The organism is Streptomyces sp. WAC05292 (assembly GCF_003949955.1).
Classification (GTDB): Bacteria; Actinomycetota; Actinomycetes; order Streptomycetales; family Streptomycetaceae; genus Streptomyces; species Streptomyces globosus.
Genome location: NZ_RPSE01000494.1, coordinates 1 through 3,888 on the forward strand (window position 1 = coordinate 1; position 3,888 = coordinate 3,888).

Annotated in this window: 2 protein-coding genes and 1 pseudogene; all 3 read left to right on the forward strand. The window is 79.0% G+C overall.

The features are described 5' to 3' along the window. Positions 1–1,975: DUF5107 domain-containing protein (locus tag EF903_RS29890; protein ID WP_125548128.1), on the forward strand; the 1,975-nt coding region annotated here is incomplete at its 5' end. A 216-nt stretch (positions 1,976–2,191) separates the two neighbouring features. Next, positions 2,192–2,764: a TIGR03086 family metal-binding protein gene (locus EF903_RS29895; RefSeq protein WP_125548129.1), complete on the forward strand. Its 573-nt coding sequence runs from the start codon at positions 2,192–2,194 to the stop codon at positions 2,762–2,764. A gap of 110 nt (positions 2,765–2,874) precedes the next feature. Then, positions 2,875–3,888, forward strand: a pseudogene (locus EF903_RS29900) (pyridoxal phosphate-dependent aminotransferase); the annotation flags it as partial.

Sequence of the window (3,888 nt, forward strand, 5' to 3'; positions counted from 1 at the left end):
GTACGCGGCCTGCCGGGCCCTGCCCCGCGACACGGCCCGGCAGGCCGCGTACGGGCACCTGCGCTCGCTGCTGCCCGTCCGGATCCGCGACGGCTACGGACGGCAGCGCACCGAGACCCGCGTCGAGGCGCTGGTATTGGAGAACGCGCACCTGCGGGCCACCGTCCTGCCCGGCCTCGGCGGCCGCGTCCACTCCCTCGTGCACGTCCCCACCGGCCGCGAACTGCTGTACCGCAACCCCGTCCTCCAGCCGGCCGCCTTCGCTCTCAACGGGGCCTGGTTCTCCGGCGGCATCGAGTGGAACATCGGCGCCACCGGCCACACCGCCCTCGCCTGCGCCCCGCTGCACGCCGCCGCCGTGCCCGCCCCGGACGGCGGGACCATGCTGCGGCTGTGGGAGTGGGAGCGGCTGCGCGACCTGCCCTTCCAGGTGGACCTCTGGCTGCCCCGGGACGGGGAGTTCCTGTACGCGGGCGTCCGCGTCCGCAACCCGCACGAGCGCCCCGCACCCGTGTACTGGTGGTCCAACACGGCCGTACCGGAGACGCCGGGCCTGCGCGTCCTCGCCCCCGCCGACGAGGCCTGGCACCCCACCGCCGAGGGGGCACTGCGCCGCATCCCCGTCCCCGAGTGGGAGGGTGCGGACCGCACGTACCCGCTGCGCAGCACCCACGCCTCCGACTACTTCCACGAGGTCGCCGCCGACGCCGGGACCCGCCCCTGGATCGCCGCCCTCGACGGCACGGGCGGCGGCCTCGTGCAGACCTCGACGTCCCTGCTGCGCGGCCGGAAGCTCTTCGCGTGGGGCTCGGGGCGCGGCGGCCGCCGCTGGCAGGAGTGGCTGACCGAGCCCGGCACCGGCGGCTACGCGGAGATCCAGGCCGGCCTCGCCCGCACCCAGCGGGAGCACGTTCGCCTGGAGCCGGGGGCCGAGCTGAGCTGGCTGGAGGCGTACGGGCCGCTCTCGGCGGACCCGGGGGCCGTCCACGGGCCGGACTGGGCGGCCGCCCGCGCCGCGGTGGGCAAGGCGCTGGAGGCGGCCCTGCCCCGGGAGCGGGTCGACGAGGCGTACGCCGCCTGGCGCGCGGCGGCCGACACCGCGCCGGGGGAGCGGCTGGCCCGCGGCTCGGGGTGGGGCGCCCTCGAAGTCGTGTGCGGCCGCCTCGACCTGCCCGGCACCCCCTTCACCGGAGCGGACCTGGGCGAGGAGCAGCGGCCCTGGCTGGAACTGTGGCGCTCCGGGGCCCTGCCCGCCGCGGAGCGGGAGGAGCCGCCCGGGCCCACCCTGGTCGCCCCGCACTGGCGGGACATGCTGGAGACGGCCCCGGCCGACCCGCTCACCGAGTACCACCTGGGCGTCGCCCAGTGGCACGCCGGGGACGCCGCCCAGGCCGTCCGCAGCTGGGAGCGCGGCCTGCCCGCCGCCCGTCCGCGCTGGCCGCTGCTGCGCTGCCTCGCCGCGGCCGACCTGCTGGTCGGCGACCCGGAGCGGGCCGCCCGCCGGTACGCGGAAGCCTTCGCCGACCTCGCGGCGACCCGGCCGGACGGCGAGGCGTGGGACGCAGCCGAGTCCGCGCTCGGCCGGGAGGCGATGACCGCCCTCCTGGACGCCGGCCGCCCGCCGCAGGCCCGTGCCGTCTGGGAGGGGCTGCGGCCCGCCGTGCGCGAGCTGCCGCGGTTCCGGCTGCTGGGGGCGATGCTCCTGGCGGCCGAGGGCCACGCGGCCGCGGCCCGCCGCGTCTTCGAGGACGGCTTCGAACTGCCGGACCTGAGGGAGGGCGAGGAGGTCCTCTCCGAGGTGTGGACGCGGATCACCGACCACCCGCTGCCGGCGGCGTATGACTTCCGCATGCACCCGCCGTCCCGCAACCCGGAGCCGGCCGCCCGGAAGCCGCCCGCCCCGGGACCGGCCGCCCAGGGACCGGCCGGCCCGGAGCCCGGCCGACCCGAGGCCCGGCGGCCCGCGGCCGGGTGACCCGGGGCCAGGCGGCACGGGGGGCGGCGGGCGCAGGGCTGCCCCTCCCGGAGCCGCCCGCCCGGAGTCGGCCGCCGTGCCCTGACGGCCCGTTCGTCGTCCGCATTCCGCACTGCGGGACGAGGGTCCCGTTATGCGGGCGCGGTGTGGCAGGCCGCTCCGGGGGCGAGGAGAGTGGGCCCCGGGGCGTCGGGCCGCGTCGAAGGCGGTGGGAGCATGCCGGAGCCACTCCTCGAACAGCACGCCGAGGCGCTCCGGCTCTTCGGGTCGCGGGTCCGCTCCGTGGCGCCCGGCCAGTGGGGCCTGCCGACCCCCTGCACCGAGTGGACGGTGCGCGACCTCGTCAACCACGTCACCGCCGAGCAGCTGTGGGTGCCCCCGCTGGTCACCGAGGGCTGCACCGTCGCCGAAGTCGGCGACCGCTTCGCCGGCGACGTCCTCGGCGACGACCCCGCCGCCGCCTGGGACCGGGCCGCACGGGCAGCCCATACGGCCTTCGCCTCCCCCTGGGCGCTGGAGCGCATCGTCTCCCTCTCCTACGGCCCCTCGAAGGCCGCCGCGTACTGCGCGGAGCTCACCGCGGACTGCGTCGTGCACGCCTGGGACCTCGCGCGGGCCGTCGGCGCCGACGATCGGCTGCCCGCGGGGCTGGTCCGGTTCGCCCTCCACGAGATCACCCCGTACGCCGACGGGCTCGCCGCCGGAGGCATGTACGACCCGCCGCTGGAGCCCCCGCCCGGCGCCGACGAGCAGACCCGGCTCCTCGCGCTCACCGGCCGCGCCGCATGAGTGTGCCGGGTGCCCGCCCACAACAGGCGCATCCCGGCGAACGACCGTATAAAGGGCAGGGTCGAGCGGCGCGGCCTACGCGACGGGGAAGGCAGGGCGAGGTGGCCGGGATGCAGCGCACCGCGGAGGGCAGGGGCCCGGTCCGGTTCGGGCCGCCCGCGCCGGCGCCCGGACTGCCCGTACTGCCCGAGCTCACCGGCGCCCTCGCCGCCGCTGCGGTCCGCTCGGACCCCGAACCCCCCGGCTGCTGGGGCGCCGCGCCTACCACGTGCCGACCCCGGCCGAGTGCGGCGGCGTACCGGATCCGTACGCGCTGCTGGAGACGGTGCGCCGAGTGCGGGCGGAGGGCGGCGACCCGCGGGTGCTGCTGCTGTCCGTCGCCGACGACCCGACCGCGACCGTGCCGCCGCCCGAGCTGCTGCGGGAGGCCTGTGAGGCCGCCGCCTCCGCCGGGCTGTTCGTCGTCAGCGACGAGACCTGGCGCGACACCGTGCACGTCCCGCACCGCACCCTCGTCCTCGACCCCGCGGAGATGCTGCCCGGCGGGGCCGCCGTCCTGCTGGACCTGTCCGGCGCCCTGCTGCCCGCCGGGTGGCCCGCCGCCGTCGCCCGCCTGCCCGGCACCCCCCACGGCACCTGGCTGCGGGCCCGGACCCTCGACGTGCTCGCCGCGACGGGCGCGCTCGTCGCCGGGCCCGTCTCCGCCGCGGCCGCGCTCGCCCTGGACGAGCCCGCCTCCGTCGCCGACCGGGCCCGCCGGGCCGCCGCCCTGCACGGCGCGGTCGCCGGCGCCGTCCACCGCGCCCTCCTCGCCGCCGGGGCCCTCGCCCGGCCCCCGCAGGCCGGCCGGCACGTCTACGCCGACCTCGACCCGCTTCGCGCCGGCCTGGCCCGGCACGGCATCCGCGACGCGATGGAGCTGGAGGACTGGCTCGGCGCCCGGCTCGGCACCCCCACCCCGGGCGGGCAGCGCTTCGCCGACGACCTGGGCTCTCTGCGGGTCCGCCTCTCCACCGGCCCCCTGCTCGGCGCCACCCCCGGGGAGCGCCTCGCGGCCCTCACCGCCCGCGACCCGCTCGCCCTGCCCTCCATACGCGCCTCCCTGGACCACCTCGGCACGGTCC

Bases quoted from the DNA above. Each gene is read 5' to 3' on its own strand.
- EF903_RS29895 (WP_125548129.1), top strand. From the start codon at position 2,192: ATGCCGGAGCCACTCCTCGAACAGCACGCCGAGGCGCTCCGGCTCTTC.